Genomic DNA, 16,283 nt, shown 5'->3' with positions numbered 1-16,283 from the left:
AGTCTTGTGCAAGATAAGTTGGTTAGGATATATACAGAAGTAATTTGAAAGGATTTGAATAGGTATGAATAAACACAAACTTCACAAAACAATGAAAGTTGCCCTTGCTACTGCTATCTTGGGAGGAATGCTAGCTTTGGGACAAGAAGCTGTTAAGGCGGACACAGAATTGACAGATAGTCCTAGTCTATCAGTCCTAACGGTTCAGGTTGAGCAGGAAGAGCAGTTGAAAAAAGAAGCAGAGGCTAAAGCTGCAGCTGAAAAGGCTGCGGCAGAAAAAGCAGCTGCGGAAGCCGCAGCCCAAGCAGCCCTTGCTACGAATATGGTATCAGAGGTTGCTGTAGAATACACAGCCAATACCTATCCTGCTGGTCAATGTACATGGGGTGCCAAAGAAATGGCGCCTTGGGTTGGCAACTATTGGGGAAATGGTGGTGACTGGGCAGCCAGTGCCGCAGCTCTTGGTTATGAAGTAGGAACCACTCCTAAGGTTGGCGCAATCGCTGTCTGGACAGACGGTGGCTATGGTCACGTTGCCTATGTTACCGATGTAGCGGCCGATGGCACTATTCAAGTAATGGAATCAAACTATGGCGGAGCCTACTACCCAAGCAATGTACGTGGCTTCTTTGATCCAACAACCACTAGCGAAGGAACTGTAAGCTATATTTACCCTCCAGCTGGGGTCTAGGGATAGGCCTTATTTCGCTCCGAGGAATGCTTGGACGAATAAGTTGGCAGGACAAACTGAAAAATGCAAAGGTCTAGAAATAGGCCTTTTCTAAGTGCAGAGGCTCCATTTAAAATATTTATACCCCTGATAGAAATTATATATTGGCTCATAAGATTCTTTCGTGATATGATAGTACAATCTGAAAAAGAAAGAGTGTACAATTCATGAAAAAATTAGCTTTATTTGCAACAACAGCCCTAGCAGCTTTTACTTTAGCAGCCTGCAGTTCTTCAACATCAACTAGCTCATCCAGCAGCACAGACCAAACTCTCTTGGCACAAATCAAAGAAGAAGGTGTCATTCAAATCGGTACGGAAGGTGCCTATGCTCCTTACTCTTACCACGATGAGAGTGGAAAATTGGTCGGTTACGATGTAGAAGTGGCTGAAGCAGTTGCTGAGAAATTGGGCGTTAAGGTTGAGTTTGTTGAAACCAAGTGGGATTCCATGATTGCTGGTTTGGACGCAGCACGTTTTGATACTATTGCCAACCAGGTTGGTGTGACAGACGAGCGAAAAGAGAAATACGATTTCTCAACACCATATACCTACATTTATGGAGCTTTAGTAACCCAGAAAGATAATACGGAGATTACAGGTTTTGCTGACTTGGCAGGCAAAAAATCAGCCAACAGCTTAACAAGTAACTGGGCAGATTTGGCTCGTGAAAACGGTGCGGAAGTTGTCGGTGTAGATGGATTTTCACAAGCGGTTGAATTGTTGAATACAAACCGTGTGGATGTGACCATCAATGACAACTTGGTATATTTGGATTACCTCAAGCAACACGCAGATGCACCGATTAAACTGGTGGCTTTGACAGACGATGTTTCTACAACAGCCTTCCCAGTGGTTAAAGGAAATGAAGACCTAGTAAAAGAAATTGATGCGGCCTTGGCTGAATTGGCAAGCGAAGGTAAACTAGCTGAAATTTCAAATAAATACTTTGGCGAAGACGTATCGAAAGCCAAGTAAGCAGGAGAAACTATGACAGATAGAGTATGGCAATTAGTGATTGACTCATTTTCGCAGATACTTGTTCCAGGATTGTTGGTGACCATTCCACTGACAATCCTGTCTTTTGCCTTTGGCTTGCTCTTGGCTATTGGAACGGCCTTGGTACAGGTAGCCAACCTTCCCGTTCTCAAGCAACTGGCTCGTTTTTACATCTGGATTATCCGTGGAACACCTCTCTTGGTTCAGCTCTATGTGATTTTTTATGGCTTACCAAGTTTGGGTCTGGTTATCGATGCCTTTCCATCGGCAGTCTTAGTCTTTTCCATTAACACAGGTGCTTACGCTGCAGAAACCATTCGGGCATCGATTGAGTCAGTGCCTAAAGGGCAGTTGGAGGCTGGTTATTCTGTTGGGATGAGTTTTGCCCAGACCATGCGCCGTATTATTCTTCCCCAAGCTTTTCGAGTTGCCTTCCCACCTTTGTCTAATACTTTGATTGGTTTGGTTAAGGACACGTCCTTAGCAGCCAACATTACGGTTTTAGAGATGTTTATGGCAACTCAGCAGATTGCGGCTAGAACCTACGAGCCTTTTATTCTTTACTGTGAAGTTGCCCTTATCTACCTACTCTTTTCAACTATTTTGACCAAACTGCAAGCCTTTGGTGAGAAGAAGCTGGCAGTGTATTAGGAGGTTCAGATGATTCAAGCAAGTGGAATAGAGCTGGCCTTCCATGGTCAGCAGGTTTTAAAGGGGATTGATGTTCAGGTCAATCCTGGAGAGGTGGTTGTCATCTTGGGTCCATCTGGATCAGGTAAAACGACCCTACTTCGTTCCTTGAACTTTTTGGAAAAAGCTGACGCGGGTCACTTGGTTTTCGGTGAGGACAGCTATGACTTGGCTAAGATTAGCCACAAAGAAATTGCTGCCATTCGCAAACGAACAGCCTTTGTTTTTCAAAACTACAATCTCTTTGCCAACAAGACTGCCCTACAAAATGTGACGGAAGGTCTAATTGTGGCTCGAAAAGTCCCAAAACAAGAGGCTGAAACAATTGGTAAGGCAGCCTTGGACAAGGTTGGTTTGTCGGACAAATATGATTTTTACCCAAGCCAGCTTTCAGGAGGTCAACAGCAACGGGTTGGCATTGCTAGGGCCATTGCGACCAACCCAGAAGTGATTTACTTTGATGAACCAACCTCTGCTCTCGATCCCGAGTTAATCGGTGAGGTTCTGACTGTCATGATGCAACTGGCTAAGGAAGGCATGACCATGGTAGTAGTAACGCATGAAATGGGCTTTGCGCGTGCAGTGGCTGATCGGGTCATTTTTATGGATGGGGGGCAGATTATTGAAGAAGGCCGACCAGAAGATATTTTTGACCATCCAAAAGAAGAACGAACCAAGCAATTCTTGGCTCGCATTCAGAAAGAAGATATATAGAATGAAAACACTGGCTTTGCTGGTGTTTTTAAGTTCCTAAGGAAATATATGTTATAACTATCAAAACGTTTTTGATTTTTTTAGATAAATTCGATATAATAGAACAAGGAAAACGTTTGCACAAAATAAGGAGGGCTTATGGCAACTTTAGCGGATGTGGCTAGGCTAGCCAATGTATCGAAAATGACAGTTTCGCGTGTACTCAACCATCCTGAACAAGTTACGTCGGAGTTACGCACTTTGGTCACAGCTGCGATGGAGGAGCTACATTATAAGCCAAATGTTGTAGCCAAGGCCTTGGCTCAGCAACGAACCTTGATTGTGCAGGTAGTTATCCTTGAAAAAATGGATGTTGTTGAACCATATTATATCGATTTATTAAAGGGCATAGCAGCAGAATTAAATCAACGAAATTATACCTTACAGCTAGTAACAGATTCGAAGATGGTGACGGATCAGTGTGATGGCTACATCGTGACAGGTGCCAGAAAGTCAGATTATTCATGGTTGAAAAGTTTAGGAAAACCGCTTATATTATTCGGAGAGAATAGCGAAGGGTTACCATTTGTTGATTCAGATAACATGGAAGCCACTCAGGTAGCAACGGAATTCGCCCTTTCTAAAGGGTATGAACAGGTTTTCTTTGTGGGCATTGATTTGGAAGAGCCTTTTGAAGAAAGGCGAGAAGAAGGCTATAGAAAGGCTATGGAAGGTCGAGAGAGCCGACTTTATCGATTAGCAAATCATTCTCATGTCGCAGAAGAATTTATCAGAAATTTAAACGATTTACCAGAAAAGACCTGTTTTGTCTGTGCTTCGGATCGCCTAGCACTGGGAATTACAAGAGGGCTGCAAGCTATTGGAAAATCCATTCCACAGGAAGTTGGCGTGATTGGATTTGATGGATTTTTTATTGACAGGATTTCAAATCCGAGGCTGACGACCATGAAGCAACCGATTCAAAAGATGGGGGCGATCAGTGTAAAACGGTTGATGGATATACTTGATGGAAAACCATTAACCCACTTGGCTTATTTTTACCGGGCCGAATTAATTGAACGAGAAACTACACCCTAGTAGTTTCTTTTTTTTGATTATTTTGTTACCGATAACATTTGGGAAAACGTTTGCAAAGACCGTGTGAAATTGTATATACTTATACTATAAAAAATCAATTTATCGTCATTTAGTTTTTCTTTTATTACTTTGTTAACTCGCCTTGCCTAACTCCAGTTATGCCTGAGGCTCGTTGTCTAGTACTAAAAGATTATACATGGAGGTACCTATGAATAAGAAATCTATTCGTGAGATGAAATCAAGTGGCATGTTTGAGAAAAAACAATTTTTTAGCATTCGTAAATTTAATATCGGAGTTGCATCCGTCGGTATTGCGACAGCCTTTTTGATGTCTGGGGCAGGTCAGATAGTTCATGCTGAAGAGGTGGTGGCGACTACTGTTACAAGTGTTTCAGAGCAACCGGTTGAAACAGCCAGGACTGGTGCTACTACACATCCTACTGGAGTATCTGAAACAGTTGAGGCTCCAGCAGTCACTGAGCTTGTTGAATCAACAACAGATACTGTAACAGCGAATCCACTGGTAACTACTAAAATACCCGTGGCAGAAAGAGCGGCAACGACAGCAGAAACGACTACTGCTTCAGAGGAAGCTCCCATCGAAGAAGGCAGTATTCGTCTGCACTTTGAAAATGTAGATGAAACAGCTCCAGAAAGCCAAGGACTTTGGACTTGGGGTGGAGTGGCAGAGCCGTCCGATGGTAATCAATGGCCAACGGATACAGCGAACTTTTCAAGCAGTCAGGTAGATGACTACGGCCATTACGTTGATATTAAAAAATCTGAGACACCAGGAACGATTGGCTATCTAGTTCTCAAGAATGGGGAAAAAATAACAGAATCGGACCAGAAAGTGGAGCTTCTTGTTCCGGAACAAAATGAGGCTTGGATTGCTAGCGATTATACTGTTTCTAGCTATGAGCCACTCAAGGATGACAATGTTCTCCGCATCAACTACACCCGTGAAGACAATAATTATGAAGGTTGGGGCGTTTGGACTTGGGGCGATACGACTGAAGCGAGTGATGGCTGGCCAACAGGTGCCGTTGATTTTAAACTTGGCAAATACGGTGCCTATGTTGACATTCCCCTCTCGAATGGTTTAGATTCTAAGCTTGGATTTCTACTAATCAATCAGAATAATCCGGATTTGGCTGGCAATAAATCGATAGACTTATCCTTTGCCGACCGCAAACGTCATAGCCAAATATTCCTTCGAAACGATGATGACAAAGTTTACACAAATCCATATTTTATCGAAGAGAAAGTAGAATTAGATACAAGTAAAGCTACTCCGGGTACAAAAAATGTGACTGTTGAGGCTAGTAGCAAAGCACCATTCAACTACAATGAAAGCGGCTTGGTATCTGTAACTATCACCAACCCTGAAAATGCTGAAATAGTTAAAATGGAAGTCGATACAAGTGCCATCGGCGGAGGTCTTGTGCCAATCTCTACAGAGCTCAATCGTGTGACCATTAAAGCGACGTCTAGCACAGCGCCAGGTACATATAGTCTTCCTGTAAAAGTCTATGATAAAGACAATGGTTACTACGAAACAAAATTGGATGTGACCATTACGGAGCGCATTAAGGCAGAAGGTGAAAAAGACTGGGACGAGCAAGTCATCTACTTCATGATGACCGACCGTTTCTACAATGGTGACGTTAGCAATGATCAGGTGGTTGACGGAGATGTGACCAATCCTCGCGGTCTTTACCAAGGTGGTGACTTCAAAGGAGTGACAGCCAAGCTGGATTACTTGAAAGAATTGGGTGTGGATTCTATCTGGTTGACACCAATTGTTGAAAATATTCCACAGAATGTTGGTAGCGCTACAGACGGAGATTACTATGCTTACCATGGTTATTGGGCATCCAATTTTGAGAAACTTAATCCGCATTTGGGAAGTTTAGCTGATTTCCACGAATTGATTGATGCCGCAGCCGAAAAAGGCATCAATATCATTGTTGACGTGGTGCTGAATCATGCTGGCTATGGTACAGAAGAAACCTTTGAAGGTATGGTACGGACCAAGGAAGAAGATAAGCAGGGAGATGACCAATTAGGTTCATTATCTGGATTACCAGACTTCAAGACAGAAGAAGCTACCGTTCGCAATCAGTTGGTTGCTTGGCAGGCATCTTGGTTGGAACGCTCAACAACTGCTAAAGGTAATTCAATCTATGGTTTCCGTGTCGATACAGTCAAACACGTTGATGATACCACATGGCAACATTTCAAAAATGAATTGGTGGATAGAGACCCTGACTTCCACTTGATTGGAGAATCTTGGGGAGCTAACTATAAAGATACCAAGGGTGACTTGGGAATCGGTACTATGGACAGCTTGTTGGACTTTGGCTTCAAGGATATCGCCAAGTATTTAGTCAATGGTCAACTGAAAGCAGCTGGAAAAGAGCTAGAAGAGCGTAGCAAGGTTCTTACTAGCGCAGCTTCTCTGGGTCAATTCTTGGGTAGTCATGACGAAGATGGTTTCCTTTACAGTCTCGGTGGCGCAGAAAAAGAAGGAAATCTGGATAAACTGAAATTGGCTGCTAGTCTCTTGATTACTGCTAAAGGTCAGCCAGTCATCTACTACGGTGAAGAATTAGGTCAATCTGGACAAAACAACTGGCCAGTTTATGACAACCGGTACGATTTCGATTGGAGTAAGGTAGAGACAAGTGACATAGAGGACCATTACCAAAAATTGTTGGCTTTCCGTAATGCCAATTCAACATTGCTCTCACGTGGTGATACAAGCACCCTTGCTGGAAATGATAGCCAAGGTTGGCTTATCAGCAAACGCAGTTACCAAGATCAAGCTGCCTATCTTGTCTTCTCAACCAATACCGAGAGCAAGGAAATAGCGCTTGAAGTATCTGGTAAAGATGTGGTTGTAACAGATGCCTACACAGGAAAATCTTATCAAGCTATCGAGAAAGACGGTAAATGGGTTGTTCAAGTCGAACTTCCAACAATCGGTCAAGGTGGCACCATGCTCCTTCAGACTCAAGCAGGTGACATCGTCAATGCAAGTGTACAAGGAGCAACTGAAGAACCAATTGAAGCAGGCTACTTCCGTGTTCACTTTAAAACTCTACCATCTGATAATCTATCTAGCTTAGGTTTATGGACATGGGATGATGTCGAAAAACCATCGTCAGATGTTGGTGCTTGGCCTACAGGTGCAACCAATTTCAGTACCGCTAAACAGGATGACTATGGCTATTATCTGGACATCAAGATGAAAGACGAAACAGCTAGCAAGATTAGTCTTTTGATTAATAACACTTCTGGTGATAACATCACAGGTGACAAGACCATTGAACGGATTAGCACTAAGATGAATGAAGCTTGGTTTGATGAAAACTATCAACTCAGCCTCTATCAACCGCTCAAAGAAGGCTACATCCGTATCAATTACTTCCGTACCGATGGCAATTATGATCAAAAAGGTCTCTGGATTTGGGGTGATGTGACTGACCTTACCTTGGGTGACTGGCCAAATGGTATTGATTTTGAAAACCAAGGCAAGTACGGTGCCTATATTGATGTCAAATTGACAGATTTACCAAGTTCCATTGGCTTCTTGCTATTGGATGAAAGCAAGTCAGGAGACGATGTGAAGATTCAGCAGAAAGATTATAGCTTTACAGATTTGAAAAATCAGACACAAATCTTCCTCAAGGATGATGATGCGACTATTTACACCAACCCTTATTTTGTCAATAATGTCCGTGTGACAGGTGTTTCTCATGTTAGCCTAACAGCCTTAGAAGCAGCCTTTACAACATTGGAAGGTGCTGATAAGGATAGCATCTTGGAGAAATTGTCTGTAACAGATAAGAATGGTCAGACAGTTGCTGTGACGGACCTTGTCTTGGACCTTACCAGCAACAAGGTGCGAGTCCTCGGGGATTTCAACCAAGAAAATGCGGGCTATACCCTCAAATATGGCAATGATAGCTTCACAACAACTATGAGTTGGCAGTTGAAGGATGAGCTCTATGCTTATGATGGAGAGCTTGGTGCGCGTGTGCGTCAGGCTGGTAGTGTCGTTGATATGACTCTCTGGTCTCCAAGTGCAGACAGTGTGGCAGTCGTTCTTTATGATAAGGATGACCAATCTAAGGTGGTCGGTAAATTAGCCATGACCAAGGGCGATAAGGGACAATGGGACCTCGAATTGAACAGTCAATCAGGTCTTGGTATCGCGGACTATCGTGGTTACTACTACCATTATGAAATCACTCGCGGGGGTCAATCTGTTCTTGTTTTAGACCCATATGCTAAATCTTTAGCGGAGTGGAATAGTGATTTGGCTGATACAGATCCATCTTATCGGATTGCCAAAGCTGCGATTGTGGATTCAGCAGAAGTTGGTCCAAGCGATTTGGATTATGCCACAATTCCTAACTTCAATCAGCGTGAAGATGCTATTATCTATGAGGCTCATGTCCGTGACTTTACATCCGATCCTGCTATTTCTGATGAATTGACAGCTCAGTTCGGTACCTTCACAGCCTTTGCAGAGCGTCTCAGCTACCTCAAAGACTTGGGTGTGACCCACATTCAGTTGCTACCAGTTATGAGCTACTATTACGTCAATGAATTGAAAAATGCAGAGCGGATGAGCGAGTACGCATCAAGCAACAGTAACTACAACTGGGGTTATGATCCACAGAGCTACTTTGCCTTTACAGGTATGTATTCTATAGATCCGACAGATCCAATGAAACGCATCGAGGAATTCAAAAACCTGGTCAATGAAATCCACAAACAAGACATGGGTGTGATTTTGGATGTGGTCTATAACCACACTTCTAAGACCTTCTTATTTGAAGACTTAGAGCCAAACTATTATCACTTCATGGAGGCAGATGGTACGGCTAAATCAAGCTTTGGTGGTGGTCGTCTGGGAACAACTCATTATATGAGTCGCCGTGTCCTCGTTGATTCTATCAAGTATCTTGTGGATGAATTTAAGGTAGATGGTTTCCGTTTCGATATGATGGGGGACCATGATGCCGAAGCGATTGAGCTGGCCTTTACCGAGGCACAAAAACTCAATCCAAACATCATTATGCTTGGTGAAGGTTGGAGAACCTTTACAGGCGATGCCAATCAGCCTGTTCAGCCAGCGGACCAAGACTGGATGAGTTCAACAGATACGGTTGCAGTATTCTCAGATGACATTCGCAACACACTTAAATCTGGTTATCCAAACGAAGGCCAGCCAGCCTTTATCACAGGCGGTGCTAAGAGTGTTGAGACTGTCTTCAATAACCTCAAGGCACAACCAGGAAACTTCTTGGCAGATGATCCAGGTGATGTGATCCAGTATATTGCAGCTCACGATAACTTGACCCTCTTTGATATTATCGCTCAGTCCATCAAGAAGGATCCGTCAGTTGCTGAAAACTATACTGAAATTCACCAACGTCAACGCTTGGGTAATTTGCTAGTTTTGACTGCTCAAGGTACACCGTTTATCCATTCTGGTCAGGAGTATGGACGGACCAAACAGTTCCGCCATCCTGATTACAAGGAGCCAGTTTCAGAGGACAAGGTACCGAACAAAGCTCATTTGTTGACAAATGCAGATGGCACGCCATTTGACTATCCATACTACATTCATGATTCGTACGATTCATCGGATGCGGTCAACAAGTTTGACTGGACCAAAGCGACAGATGAGGCGCTCTATCCAGAGAATACCCGTACTCAGGCCTTTACAAAAGGATTGATTGCCTTGCGCAAATCTACAGATGCCTTCCGTTTGGGAACAAAAGAAGAAGTTGAACAGAAGGTTAGCTTGATTTCAATTCCAGGTCAAAATGGCATTGCCAAAAATGATGTGATTATTGCCTATCAAACCATTGCAAGCAATGGGGATCGCTATGCTGTCTTTGTCAATGCTGACAGTAAGGAACGTAGCTTTGTTCTTTCTGATAGTTACAAAGAATTGCTTAAAGGTCAAGTGCTGGTCGATGGTGAACGGGCAGGAATAGAAGCTCTGACTGATTTAGTGGGTGTTGAATTGACTGATAGCGCAGTTGCTCTTGCACCTTTGACAGCAACAGTAATTCGTTTGCCTTACATCACTACGGCAGTTCCAGATACAGCTCCTACTGCTGAAGAAAAAACAAGTCTAGACTTTACTACCAAGGAACGTACAGAGGAAAAAATTTTTCCTATCGTAGAGGAAGTTCGCTATGATGAAACTCTTGCAAAAGGTCAATCTTATGTGCTTCAAGAAGGCAAAACTGGTAAGAAAGTCTTGGCTTATCAAGATGTCTTGGTTGACGGCAAGGTGATTGCTACTAACTTGTTATCAGAAACTCTTGTAGATGGTGAAGCACGGATTGTTGTTGAGGGTAGCTTAGTTACAGAAGTTCCGGCTACAGCACCTACTGCTGAAGAAAAACCAAGTCTAGACTTTACTACCAAGGAACGTACAGAAGAAATAATCCTTCCAATTGCAGAGGAAGTTCGCTATGATACAACTCTTGCAAAAGGTCAATCCTATGTCCTACAAGAAGGTAAGGCAGGCAAGAAAGTCTTGGTTTATCAAGATGTCTTGGTTGATGGCAAGGTAGTAGCAACAAACTTGTTATCAGAAACTCTTGTAGATGGTGAAGCACGTATCCTTGTACAAGGTAGCAAGGTAATTACCAAAGCGGTAGCTAAGGCAGATACAGTTGTTAATCAGGAAGTTGTGAAACCAAGTCTATCTACTCCAACAGCCAAAGAGTCTGAACAAACTACCAGCATATCAACCAAAGAAAGTCTGCCAGCTACTGGAGACCGTCAAAGCGATTTGGCACTTCTAGGTATCGGACTTGCTGGACTTGGTTTGACAGTTGCTGCACAAGGAAGAAATAAAAAATCAGAAGAATAGTATGCTTTCCTCCCAAGAGGTTAGGAACCCTATGGTTCTTGACCTCTTTTTTATTTTGTGGGCAGAAACCAAATCGTCTTTTAAATTTTACGGTTTATAAGTAATTATTAGAAAAATTGACAAATAGTCCAAGAGTGAACACAAGCCTGTGTTTTATTTGGTCTTTTTGTTTGCGCTTTCAAGATTTATAATAAAACCATAAAAATCATTTCAAAAGGAGAATGAAAAATGGATTTTCTTCAAACCCCATTAAACTGGTTCTCGCAAAACATCTTGCAGAATCCAGCCTTCTTCGTAGGTCTTTTGGTATTGGTGGGTTATGCCCTCTTAAAGAAAAAGCCTCATGATGTCTTTGCAGGGTTTATCAAAGCAACTGTCGGCTACATGATTTTAAACGTAGCAGCTGGTGGCTTGGTAACAACCTTCCGTCCAATCTTGGCAGCCTTGAACCACAAGTTCCAAATTGATGCGGCGGTTATTGACCCTTACTTCGGTCTTGCAGCAGCAAACGGAAAAATCGCTGAAGAGTTTCCTGATTTCGTATCAGCAGCAACAACAGCCCTCTTGATCGGTTTCGGTGTCAACATCCTCTTGGTTGCGCTTCGTAAGGTTACAAAAGTTCGTACTCTGTTCATCACTGGACACATCATGGTACAACAAGCGGCAACAATCTCATTGATGGTGCTCTTCCTTATCCCAGGACTCCGTAACCAATTCGGTACAGCAGCTATCGGTATCATCTGTGGTATCTACTGGGCAGTCAGCTCAAACATGACTGTTGAAGCAACGCAACGCTTGACAGGTGGTGGTGGATTTGCCATCGGTCACCAACAACAATTCGCAATCTGGTTTGTAGATAAGATTGCTCCAAAACTTGGTAAAAAAGAAGAAAACTTGGACAACTTGAAGTTGCCTAGCTTCCTCAACATCTTCCACGATACAGTTGTTGCATCTGCAACCTTGATGTTGGTCTTCTTCGGTGTCATCTTGTTCATCTTGGGTCCAGAAATCATGGCAAACCCAGAAGTTATCACTTCTGGCACACCATACAACCCAGCTAAACAAGCATTCTTCATGTACGTTGTACAAACAGCCTTCACTTTCTCAGTATATCTCTTCATCTTGATGCAGGGTGTACGCATGTTCGTAGCAGAATTGACAAATGCCTTCCAAGGTATCTCAAGCAAACTACTTCCAGGTTCATTCCCAGCGGTGGACGTTGCGGCTTCTTATGGCTTCGGTTCATCTAACGCAGTTCTTTCAGGCTTTGCCTTCGGTTTGGTTGGTCAATTAATCACTATCGTTCTCTTGATTGTCTTCAAGAGCCCAATCCTTATCATCACTGGTTTCGTACCTGTATTCTTCGATAACGCAGCTATCGCAGTTTACGCTGACAAACGTGGTGGTTGGAAAGCAGCAGCAATCCTTTCCTTCCTCTCAGGTGTCCTTCAAGTAGCCCTTGGTGCAGTCTGCGTCGGCTTGCTTGAATTGAGCGGTGGTTACCACGGAAACATCGACTTTGAAATCCCATGGTTGCCATTCGGTTATGCCTTCAAATACCTCGGCGTTGCTGGTTATGTTCTTGTCTGCCTCTTCTTGTTGGCTATCCCACAACTTCAATTTGCAAAAGCAAAAGATAAGGAAGCTTACTACCGCGGTGAGGCGCAAGCGGACTAACATCGTCATCCAGTTTATCTTTTATTACTTCGTTAACTCGCTTTGCCGTACTCGGCAGGGGTGACTTGCTCCGCAAGTGTTATTTCCAACCTTATACAGCCATTAGACTGTATAAGCAGCCTGCATCTCGTTGCCTCGTACTAAAAGCAAACTGAAAGACGATAACTCTTCGAAAATCAACAGAACAAAACTTCGTTTATTACTTGGTTCATTAACAAAAACAACAAAATATATTTTATAAAAAACAAGGAGAAAATAAGATGGTTAAAGTATTAACTGCTTGTGGTAATGGCATGGGTTCATCCATGGTTATCAAGATGAAGGTTGAAAATGCCCTTCGTCAACTTGGTGTAACAGATTTCCAATCTGCTTCTTGCTCAGTAGGTGAAGCAAAAGGTTTGGCAGCAGGCTATGACATTGTTGTTGCTTCAAATCACTTAATCGCTGAATTGGAAGGTCGTACAAATGGTCATTTGGTTGGTCTTGACAACCTCATGGACGATAACGAAATCAAGACAAAACTTAGTCAAGTATTGTAATGGAAAAAGGGGGCGGGATTTCTTCCCATCCCCTTTCATATAGAGAGGAGAACATCATGAATTTACAGAAAGCATTTATTGAAAACAATTCTATCCGTTTGGGCTTGACAGCTGAAACTTGGCAGGAAGCTGTTCATTTGGCAGTTGAACCTTTGATTGAAAGCGGTGCTGCAACAGAAGAATACTACGATGCCATCATCGCTTCAACAGAAGAATATGGCCCTTACTATGTGCTCATGCCAGGTATGGCTATGCCTCATGCCCAGGCTGGTGTCGGTGTTTTGAAAGATTCCTTTGCTTTGATTACCCTGACAAAACCAGTAGCCTTCTCAGATGGTAAGGAGGTTTCTGTCCTATTGACCTTGGCTGCGACAGATCCAAAAATCCATACTTCAGTAGCCATTCCGCAAATCATCGCCCTCTTCGAATTGGAAAATTCAATCGAGCGTTTGATTGCCTGCAAAACTCCAGAAGAAGTATTGGCAATGGTTGAAGAGTCTAAAAACAGCCCTTACTTAGAAGGTTTAGACTTGGAAAGCTAATTTGGCGGTTAGAAATTGATATAGACAAAAATGAAAGGAATTGAAGGGGAATAGGAAGCTTTATCGGCCGTCTATTCACTCTTGGTAATAGTATTATGACAAAACATATCCCAAATTTACAGGTTGCATTGGATCACTCAGATTTGCAAGGAGCGATTAAGGCTGCTGTGTCTGTTGGTCATGAAGTTGACGTGATTGAAGCAGGTACGGTTTGCTTGCTCCAAGTTGGTAGCGAATTGGTGGAAGTTCTTCGCAGCCTTTTCCCAGACAAAATCATTGTTGCAGATACCAAGTGTGCAGATGCGGGAGGTACTGTGGCTAAAAACAATGCCGTTCGTGGTGCGGACTGGATGACTTGTATCTGTTCTGCGACCATTCCAACCATGGAAGCTGCTTTGAAGGCTATCAAGGAAGTACGTGGCGACAAGGGTGAAATCCAAATCGAACTTTACGGTGATTGGACGTTTGAACAAGCTCAGCTTTGGTTGGACGCAGGCATTTCCCAAGCGATTTACCACCAATCTCGTGACGCCCTCCTTGCTGGCGAAACTTGGGGCGAAAAAGACCTCAATAAAGTGAAAAAATTGGTTGAAATGGGCTTCCGTGTTTCTGTAACAGGTGGTCTTGATGTGGATACCCTCAAACTCTTCGAGGGTGTAGATGTCTTCACCTTTATCGCAGGTCGCGGTATTACAGAAGCAGCAGATCCAGCAGCTGCGGCGCGTGAATTCAAAGACGAAATCCGTCGTATCTGGGGGTAAGGCCTATGGCACGACCAATCGGAATATATGAAAAGGCAACGCCTAAGCATTTCACATGGAAAGAGCGTTTGGAGTTTGCCAAAGAATTAGGTTTCGACTTTGTGGAAATGTCGGTGGATGAGAGCGATGCTCGTTTGGCACGATTGGAATGGACCAAGGAAGAGCGTTTGGATTTGGTCAAGGCCATCTATGAAACAGGTGTCCGTATTCCGACCATTTGCTTCTCTGGTCACCGTCGTTATCCGCTTGGTTCCAATGATCCTGCTCTTGAAGCTAAGTCTTTAGAAACCATGAAACAGTGTATCGAACTGGCTCAGGACTTGGGTGTCCGTGTCATCCAGTTGGCTGGTTACGATGTTTACTATGAGGAAAAATCACCTGAAACTAGAGAACGTTTCATCAAGAATCTCCGCAAGGCTTGCGACTGGGCAGAACAGGCTCAGGTCATGTTGGCTATTGAGATTATGGATGATCCATTTATCAACTCCATTGAAAAATATCTAGCAGTTGAGAAGGAAATCGACTCACCATATCTCTTTGTTTATCCAGATACTGGAAACGTGTCTGCTTGGCACAATGATATTTATAGCGAATTTTACCTAGGTCATCGCTCTATCGCAGCCCTTCACCTGAAAGATACCTATGCGGTAACTGAAAGCTCCAAGGGTCAATTCCGCGATGTACCATTCGGTCAGGGCTGTGTGGACTGGGACAATATGTTTGCAGTCTTGAAAAAGACCAACTACCAAGGTCCATTCTTGATTGAAATGTGGTCAGAGAACTGCGAAACGGTTGAGGAAACACGAGCAGCTATCAAAGAAGCGCAGGATTTCCTCTATCCATTGATTGAGAAAGCGGGGTTGAACTAATGCCAAAAGATTTACAGGAAATGCGCCAACGGGTCTATGAAGCCAATATCGCCCTACCTGCTCATGGGCTTGTCAAGTTTACCTGGGGCAACGTATCAGAAGTCTGCCGTGAACTTGGTCGCATTGTCATCAAGCCTTCAGGTGTTGATTACGAAAAATTGTCACCAGAAAACATGGTGGTGACTGACTTGGATGGAAATGTGGTAGAAGGTGATCTCAACCCGTCGTCTGATTTGGCGACCCACGTTGCCCTCTACAAGGCTTGGCCAAATGTCCATGCTGTTGTCCATACACATTCGACAGAGGCAGTTGGTTGGGCTCAGGCTGGTCGTGACATTCCATTTTATGGAACAACGCACGCAGACTATTTCTACGGTCCAGTACCGTGTGCCCGTTCTTTGACGGCCGAAGAAGTGAATACTGCCTATGAAAAGGAAACAGGCTCAGTCATTATTGAGGAATTTGAGCGCCGTGGCATCGACCCAGTTGCAGTACCAGGAATTGTTGTCCGTAATCACGGTCCATTCACTTGGGGCAAGGATCCTGCCCAGGCAGTTTACCACAGTGTTGTCCTAGAAGAAGTGGCTCGGATGAACCGCTACACAGAGCAAATCAATCCACGGGTGGAACCAGCACCAAGCTATATCATGGACAAGCACTATCTCCGTAAGCACGGTCCAAATGCCTACTACGGACAAAAAGGTGATGAACACTAAGCTTTGTTTCTAGCCAAAAATGATTAGAAGAATGAGAAAAGAGCTCTCCTCATTCTTCTTTTT

Annotated in this window: 12 protein-coding genes; all 12 read left to right on the top strand. The window is 43.5% G+C overall.

Annotated elements, in window-relative coordinates; genetic code table 11:
• Positions 1-64: 64 nt before the first annotated feature.
• The 12 genes from PW252_RS10550 to PW252_RS10495 all read left to right on the top strand — a co-directional run bounded on the left by PW252_RS10550 (position 65) and on the right by PW252_RS10495 (position 16,220).
• The gene (locus PW252_RS10550) at positions 65-691 is read left to right on the top strand and encodes a CHAP domain-containing protein (RefSeq protein ID WP_248049262.1); all 627 of its coding nucleotides are present in this window, start codon (positions 65-67) and stop codon (positions 689-691) included.
• Positions 692-897: 206 nt separating this feature from the next.
• Positions 898-1,707, top strand: a complete 810-nt coding sequence (locus PW252_RS10545; protein ID WP_248049264.1) for an amino acid ABC transporter substrate-binding protein — start codon at positions 898-900, stop codon at positions 1,705-1,707.
• 12 nt (positions 1,708-1,719) lie between these two features.
• Positions 1,720-2,379: an amino acid ABC transporter permease gene (locus tag PW252_RS10540; RefSeq protein ID WP_105118624.1), complete on the top strand. Its 660-nt coding sequence runs from the start codon at positions 1,720-1,722 to the stop codon at positions 2,377-2,379.
• A gap of 9 nt (positions 2,380-2,388) precedes the next feature.
• Positions 2,389-3,132 carry an amino acid ABC transporter ATP-binding protein gene (locus PW252_RS10535; protein WP_172022157.1) on the top strand — a complete coding sequence of 248 codons (744 nt, stop codon included), beginning with the start codon at positions 2,389-2,391 and terminating at the stop codon, positions 3,130-3,132.
• Positions 3,133-3,270: 138 nt separating this feature from the next.
• Entirely contained in the window at positions 3,271-4,209 is a 939-nt protein-coding gene (locus PW252_RS10530; protein WP_248049265.1) for a LacI family DNA-binding transcriptional regulator, read from the top strand.
• A 208-nt stretch (positions 4,210-4,417) separates the two neighbouring features.
• Positions 4,418-11,116, top strand: a complete 6,699-nt coding sequence (locus PW252_RS10525; RefSeq protein WP_248049266.1) for a pullulanase — start codon at positions 4,418-4,420, stop codon at positions 11,114-11,116.
• Between the two features lie 228 nt (positions 11,117-11,344).
• Complete coding sequence (locus PW252_RS10520) at positions 11,345-12,793, top strand: PTS sugar transporter subunit IIC (RefSeq protein ID WP_248044108.1); 1,449 nt, start codon at positions 11,345-11,347, stop codon at positions 12,791-12,793.
• A 260-nt stretch (positions 12,794-13,053) separates the two neighbouring features.
• The gene (locus PW252_RS10515; RefSeq protein WP_029179495.1) at positions 13,054-13,332 is read left to right on the top strand and encodes a PTS sugar transporter subunit IIB; all 279 of its coding nucleotides are present in this window, start codon (positions 13,054-13,056) and stop codon (positions 13,330-13,332) included.
• A gap of 56 nt (positions 13,333-13,388) precedes the next feature.
• Positions 13,389-13,874: a PTS sugar transporter subunit IIA gene (locus PW252_RS10510; RefSeq protein ID WP_044773537.1), complete on the top strand. Its 486-nt coding sequence runs from the start codon at positions 13,389-13,391 to the stop codon at positions 13,872-13,874.
• Between the two features lie 95 nt (positions 13,875-13,969).
• On the top strand, positions 13,970-14,635 hold the full coding sequence (locus tag PW252_RS10505; protein ID WP_027970962.1) for a 3-keto-L-gulonate-6-phosphate decarboxylase UlaD: 666 nt from the start codon (positions 13,970-13,972) through the stop codon (positions 14,633-14,635).
• A 5-nt stretch (positions 14,636-14,640) separates the two neighbouring features.
• Positions 14,641-15,504 (top strand): L-ribulose-5-phosphate 3-epimerase, encoded by an 864-nt coding sequence (locus PW252_RS10500; RefSeq protein WP_024419273.1) that lies wholly within the window; start codon positions 14,641-14,643, stop codon positions 15,502-15,504.
• On the top strand, positions 15,504-16,220 hold the full coding sequence (locus PW252_RS10495) for an L-ribulose-5-phosphate 4-epimerase (protein WP_024386066.1): 717 nt from the start codon (positions 15,504-15,506) through the stop codon (positions 16,218-16,220). Before PW252_RS10500 ends, PW252_RS10495 begins: the two co-directional genes overlap by 1 nt.
• The last annotated feature ends 63 nt before the right edge of the window (positions 16,221-16,283 follow it).

Origin of the sequence: Streptococcus sp. 29887, assembly GCF_032595075.1 — a bacterium.
Lineage (GTDB): Bacteria > Bacillota > Bacilli > Lactobacillales > Streptococcaceae > Streptococcus > Streptococcus iners.
The sequence above is the reverse complement of the archived record's forward strand: the minus strand, read 5'-3'. Positions and strand labels throughout refer to the sequence as shown.

Coding starts and splice junctions, on each gene's coding strand:
- PW252_RS10540 (WP_105118624.1), top strand. CDS start 1,720: ATGACAGATAGAGTATGGCAATTAGTGATTGACTCATTTTCGCAGATA.
- PW252_RS10525 (WP_248049266.1), top strand. CDS start 4,418: ATGAATAAGAAATCTATTCGTGAGATGAAATCAAGTGGCATGTTTGAG.
- PW252_RS10495 (WP_024386066.1), top strand. CDS start 15,504: ATGCCAAAAGATTTACAGGAAATGCGCCAACGGGTCTATGAAGCCAAT.
- PW252_RS10520 (WP_248044108.1), top strand. CDS start 11,345: ATGGATTTTCTTCAAACCCCATTAAACTGGTTCTCGCAAAACATCTTG.
- PW252_RS10535 (WP_172022157.1), top strand. CDS start 2,389: ATGATTCAAGCAAGTGGAATAGAGCTGGCCTTCCATGGTCAGCAGGTT.
- PW252_RS10530 (WP_248049265.1), top strand. CDS start 3,271: ATGGCAACTTTAGCGGATGTGGCTAGGCTAGCCAATGTATCGAAAATG.
- PW252_RS10505 (WP_027970962.1), top strand. CDS start 13,970: ATGACAAAACATATCCCAAATTTACAGGTTGCATTGGATCACTCAGAT.
- PW252_RS10500 (WP_024419273.1), top strand. CDS start 14,641: ATGGCACGACCAATCGGAATATATGAAAAGGCAACGCCTAAGCATTTC.
- PW252_RS10550 (WP_248049262.1), top strand. CDS start 65: ATGAATAAACACAAACTTCACAAAACAATGAAAGTTGCCCTTGCTACT.
- PW252_RS10510 (WP_044773537.1), top strand. CDS start 13,389: ATGAATTTACAGAAAGCATTTATTGAAAACAATTCTATCCGTTTGGGC.
- PW252_RS10515 (WP_029179495.1), top strand. CDS start 13,054: ATGGTTAAAGTATTAACTGCTTGTGGTAATGGCATGGGTTCATCCATG.
- PW252_RS10545 (WP_248049264.1), top strand. CDS start 898: ATGAAAAAATTAGCTTTATTTGCAACAACAGCCCTAGCAGCTTTTACT.